Origin of the sequence: Streptomyces sp. NPDC059455 (assembly GCF_042750115.1) — a bacterium.
Classification (GTDB): Bacteria; Actinomycetota; Actinomycetes; order Streptomycetales; family Streptomycetaceae; genus Streptomyces; species Streptomyces endocoffeicus.
Genome location: NZ_JBHYVB010000213.1, coordinates 13696 through 18601, shown reverse-complemented (window position 1 = coordinate 18601; position 4906 = coordinate 13696). Strand labels below are relative to the sequence as shown.

Below are 4906 nucleotides of genomic sequence, written 5' to 3'. Positions count from 1 at the left end.
CGTTCACACGGGGGACCGCGCTGGTACGGAACCGTCTCGTCAGGAGACCGACCCTACGGAGGCTGCCCTTACGAAGGCCGGTCTCGCGGAGGCTGCCCTTACGGAGGCCGTCCTTACGGAGACGGGGTGTGCGGGGCAGGACGCGGCCACTGCCCCGCACCGGGCGGGCCGGACGCCGGGCACGACGCCGGGCGACGGGGAGGCCACGGGCGAGGGCCCGGGCGGGGGCGTGGAGCCGCGCAGGCTGCGGTTCGCCGCCCTCGGCGACTCGCTCACCGAGGGGCTCGGCGACCCGGCGCCCGGCGGCGGATGGCGTGGCTGGGCCGCGCTGCTGGCGGCGGCCGGGCCGCACCCCGACGAGCCCGTGGAGTTCGTCAATCTCTCCCGCAGCGGGGCGCTGGCCGCCGATGTCGCCGACGAACAGCTGCCCGCCGCCCGCCGCGCCCGCCCGCATCTGGTGTCGGTCGTGGTCGGCGGGAACGACACGCTGCGCGACTCGTTCGACATCCGCCGGGTCGCCGAGGCCCTCGACCGTACGATCGGCGCGCTGCGCGCCGACGGCGCCGTGGTGCTCACCGCCTGCCTGCCCGACCCCGGGCGGATGCTGGGGCTGCCGTCCGCGCTGGCGCGCCCGCTGGGGCGCCGGATGCGCGCGGTGAACACCGTGGTGCACACGCTGTCCCAGCGCCACGAGGCGGTCCATGTGGAGCTGAGCGACCACACCTGGGTCGCCGACCGGCGGGCGTGGAGCGTGGACCGGCTGCATCCGAGCGAGCTCGGGCACCGGCTGCTGGCCAGGGAGTTCCACAGCGCCCTGCGCGCCCGGTCCATCGCGACCGGTGCCCCGCCGTCCCTGGAGCTCAACGGCCCCGCGCCCTCGCGCACCGCCTCCGCGTGGTGGATGGCGACCCGCGGCACCCGCTGGATCGCGGACCGCTGCACCGACCTCCTGCCCGGCCTGGTCGCGCTGGCGGCCCTGGAATGGCGCCACCGCCTCAAGGGCACCGCACATCTGCTCGAGGACCGGGACCGGCGGGCGACAATCGCCGCGCTCACCGCGGTGACCCGCGGCCCGGCCCCCGCCCACCTCCCGCACCCGTCCACCACCGACCCACTGCCCCATCCGTCCGCCGAGCCGCTCGCCCAGCGGTCGGCTCCCGCGTCCGCCGACCCGGTGCCTTCCCCGCCCGCCGATCCGCTCATCGCCGACACACCGTCGTCCGCTGCGACAATGGCGGGGTGACGGGTCGCTGGGAATTCTGGATCGACCGGGGCGGAACCTTCACGGACGTCGTCGGCAAGCGTCCGGACGGCCGCCTGGTCACCCGCAAGCTGCTGTCCCACCACCCCGAGCGCTATACGGACGCCGCCGTCGCCGGGATCCGGCGGACGCTGGGGCTCGGCCCCGGCGATCCGGTCCCGGCCGACCGGATCGACGTCGTCAAGATGGGCACCACGGTCGCCACCAACGCCCTCCTGGAGCGCAAGGGTGAGCCGACCGTCCTCGTCGTCACCGAAGGGTTCCGGGACGCGCTGCGCATCGCGTACCAGAACCGCCCCCGCCTCTTCGACCGCCGGATCCTGCTCCCCGAGGCGCTGTACGACCGGGTGGTGGAGATCCCCGAGCGGGTGGACGCCCATGGCGAGGTCGTCCGCCCCCTGGACCTGGACGCCGCCGCCGAGGCGCTGCGCGCCGCCCACCGCGACGGCTTCCGCAGCGCCGCCGTCGTCCTGCTGCACGGCTATCGGTACGCCGCGCATGAACAGGCGGTCGCCGCGGTGGCGCGCGACCTCGGCTTCGCCCAGGTGAGCTGCTCCCACGAGGTCAGCCCGCTGATGAAGCTGGTGTCCCGCGGTGACACCACCGTGGTCGACGCGTATCTGTCGCCCATCCTGCGCCGCTATGTGGAGGACGTGGCCGCCGAACTGCGCGGTATCCGGCTGATGTTCATGCAGTCCAACGGAGGGCTGCGGGAGGCCGCGCACTTCCGGGGCAAGGACGCGGTGCTGTCCGGGCCCGCGGGCGGTGTGGTGGGCATGGCGCGCTCCTCCGGCGAGGGCGGACACGACCGCGTCATCGGCTTCGACATGGGCGGCACCTCGACCGATGTCTCGCACTACGCGGGCGAGTTCGAGCGGATCTTCGGCACCGAGGTCGCCGGGGTGCGGATGCGCGCCCCGATGATGAACATCCACACCGTGGCGGCGGGCGGCGGTTCGGTGCTCCACTTCGACGGCCGGCGCTACCGCGTGGGGCCGGACTCGGCCGGTGCCGTCCCCGGCCCCGCCTGCTACCGGCGCGGCGGCCCGCTGACCGTGACCGACGCCAATGTGATGCTCGGCCGGATCCAGCCGGACCACTTCCCGGCGGTCTTCGGCCCGCACGCCGACCAGCCGCTGGACGCGGCGACGGTCCGGGAGCGCTTCGCCGCGCTCGCCGAGGAGATCGCGGAGGCGACCGGCGACCGGCGCGGACCGGAGGAGGTCGCGGCGGGTTTCCTGGACATCGCGGTGCTCAACATGGCCAACGCGGTCAAGAAGATCTCCGTGCAGCGCGGCCGTGACGTCACCCGCTACGCGCTCACCAGCTTCGGCGGCGCGGGCGGCCAGCACGCCTGCGCGGTCGCCGACGCGCTCGGCATCGGCACGGTGATCGTGCCGCCGCTCGCGGGGGTGCTCTCCGCGTACGGCATCGGGGTGGCCGACGCCACCGCCATGCGCGAGCAGGCCGTCGAGGCGGAGCTGGGCGAGGAGACGCTGCCGCGGGTGCGCGAGCTGTGCGCGCGGCTGGCCGATCAGACCCGTGGCGAACTCCTCGCGGACGGGGTCCCGGAGGACACCCTGGACACCGTCGCCCGGGTCCATCTGCGGTACGCGGGCACCGACTCCAGCATCCCCGTACCCGTAGGCTCCGCCTCCGCGATGACCGAGGACTTCGTCCGGGCGCACCGCACCCGCTACGCCTTCACCATGGACAAGCCGCTGGTCGTCGAGGCGGTGTCGGTCGAGGCGGTCGGCGCGTCCGGACCCACCGGCGGCCATGCCGTGGAACGGCCGCCCAGGGAGGGCGAACTGGCGCCCGTGACGACCGTAAGGATGTTCTCGGACGGACACTGGCAGCGGACGGAGCTCTACGAACGCGACCGTATGCGCCCCTCGGACCGGGTCACCGGGCCCGCGATCGTCGCCGAGGAGGACGCCACCACCGTGGTCGATCCGGGCTGGCGGGCCACCATGGGCGAGCGCGGCCATCTGCTGCTCACCCGGGTCCGGCCGCGCCCGAGCACCACCGCGGTCGGCACCGAGGTGGACCCCGTGATGCTGGAGGTCTTCAACAGCCTCTTCATGGCCATCGCCGAACAGATGGGCGTCCGCCTGGAGCACACCGCCCACTCCGTCAACATCAAGGAGCGGCTCGACTTCTCCTGCGCACTCTTCGACACCGAGGGCAACCTCATCGCCAACGCCCCGCACATCCCGGTCCACCTGGGCTCCATGGGCGAGTCCATCAAGGAGGTGCTGCGGCGCAACGGGGGCGCGATGCGGCCCGGCGATGTGTACGCGATCAACGACCCGTACCACGGAGGCACCCATCTGCCGGATGTCACCGTGGTCAGCCCGGTCTTCGACGAGCCGGGGGACCAACTGCTCTTCCTCGTCGCCTCGCGCGGCCACCACGCCGAGATCGGCGGCATCACCCCCGGCTCCATGCCCGCCTTCAGCCGCACCATCCAGGAGGAGGGCGTCCTCTTCGACAACTGGCTGCTGGTACGGGACGGGGCGCTGCGCGAGCGGGAGACCCGCGAGTTGCTGACCGGCGGGCCGTATCCGTCCCGCGCCCCGGACGCCAACCTCGCCGATCTGCGCGCCCAGATCGCCGCCAACGAGAAGGGCGTCCAGGAACTGCGCCGGATGATCGGGCAGTTCGGCCTCGACGTCGTGCACGCCTATATGGGCCACGTCCAGGACAACGCCGAGGAGTCGGTGCGCCGTATCGTCGCCGGGCTGCGCGACGGCTCGTACCGCTACGAGACCGACGGCGGGGCGGTCATCCGCGTCAGCCTCACGGTGGACCGCGACGCGCGCGGCGCCGTCCTGGACTTCACCGGCACCTCGCCCCAGCGGCCGGGCAACGACAACGCGCCCAGCTCGGTGGTGATGGCGGCCGTGCTCTATGTCTTCCGGACGCTGGTGGCCGAGGACATCCCGCTCAACAGCGGCTGTCTGAAGCCCCTGGAGGTCCGCATCCCCGAGGGCTCCATGCTGGCGCCCGTCTTCCCGGCCGCCACGGTCGCCGGGAACGTCGAGACCTCCCAGGCCGTCACGGGCGCCCTGTACGCGGCCCTGGGCGTCCAGGCCGAGGGCTCCGGCACGATGAACAACGTCACCTTCGGCAATGACCGCGTCCAGTACTACGAGACGGTCGCCAGCGGCTCCGGCGCGGGGGACGGCTTCGACGGCGCCGACGCCGTACAGACCCATATGACCAACTCCCGGCTGACCGACCCCGAGGTGCTGGAGTGGCGCTATCCGGTGCGGGTCGAGAGCTTCGCGATCCGCCGGGGCAGCGGCGGCCGCGGCCGATGGCGCGGCGGCCACGGCGTCACCCGCCGCATCCGCTTCCTGGAGCCGATGACCGTCGCCCTCCTCACCGGCCACCGCCGGGTGGCCCCGTACGGCATGGCCGGTGGTGAACCGGGAGCGCTGGGCGCGAACCTGATCGAGCGCGCCGACGGTTCGGTGGACCGCCTGGACGGCCGTGACGCGGCGGACGTCGGGGTGGGGGACGTCCTGGTCGTCCACACCCCGGGCGGCGGGGGGCCCGGCGCGCCCGCGGTGGGCGGGGGCGGGGTGTCGGTGGGGGGGGGCCGTTTGGACGCAAGACCGACGCGGACGCAATCCACCC

Annotated in this window: 2 protein-coding genes; both read left to right on the top strand. The window is 73.9% G+C overall.

Translation table 11 applies throughout. The features are described from left to right. On the top strand, positions 1-1243 hold a 1243-nt coding region (locus ACFXB5_RS44560), incomplete at its 5' end, for an SGNH/GDSL hydrolase family protein (protein WP_385219549.1). Continuing rightward, the coding region (locus ACFXB5_RS44555; protein WP_385219547.1) for a hydantoinase B/oxoprolinase family protein at positions 1240-4906 on the top strand (3667 nt) is incomplete at its 3' end. The genes ACFXB5_RS44560 and ACFXB5_RS44555, both read left to right, overlap by 4 nt.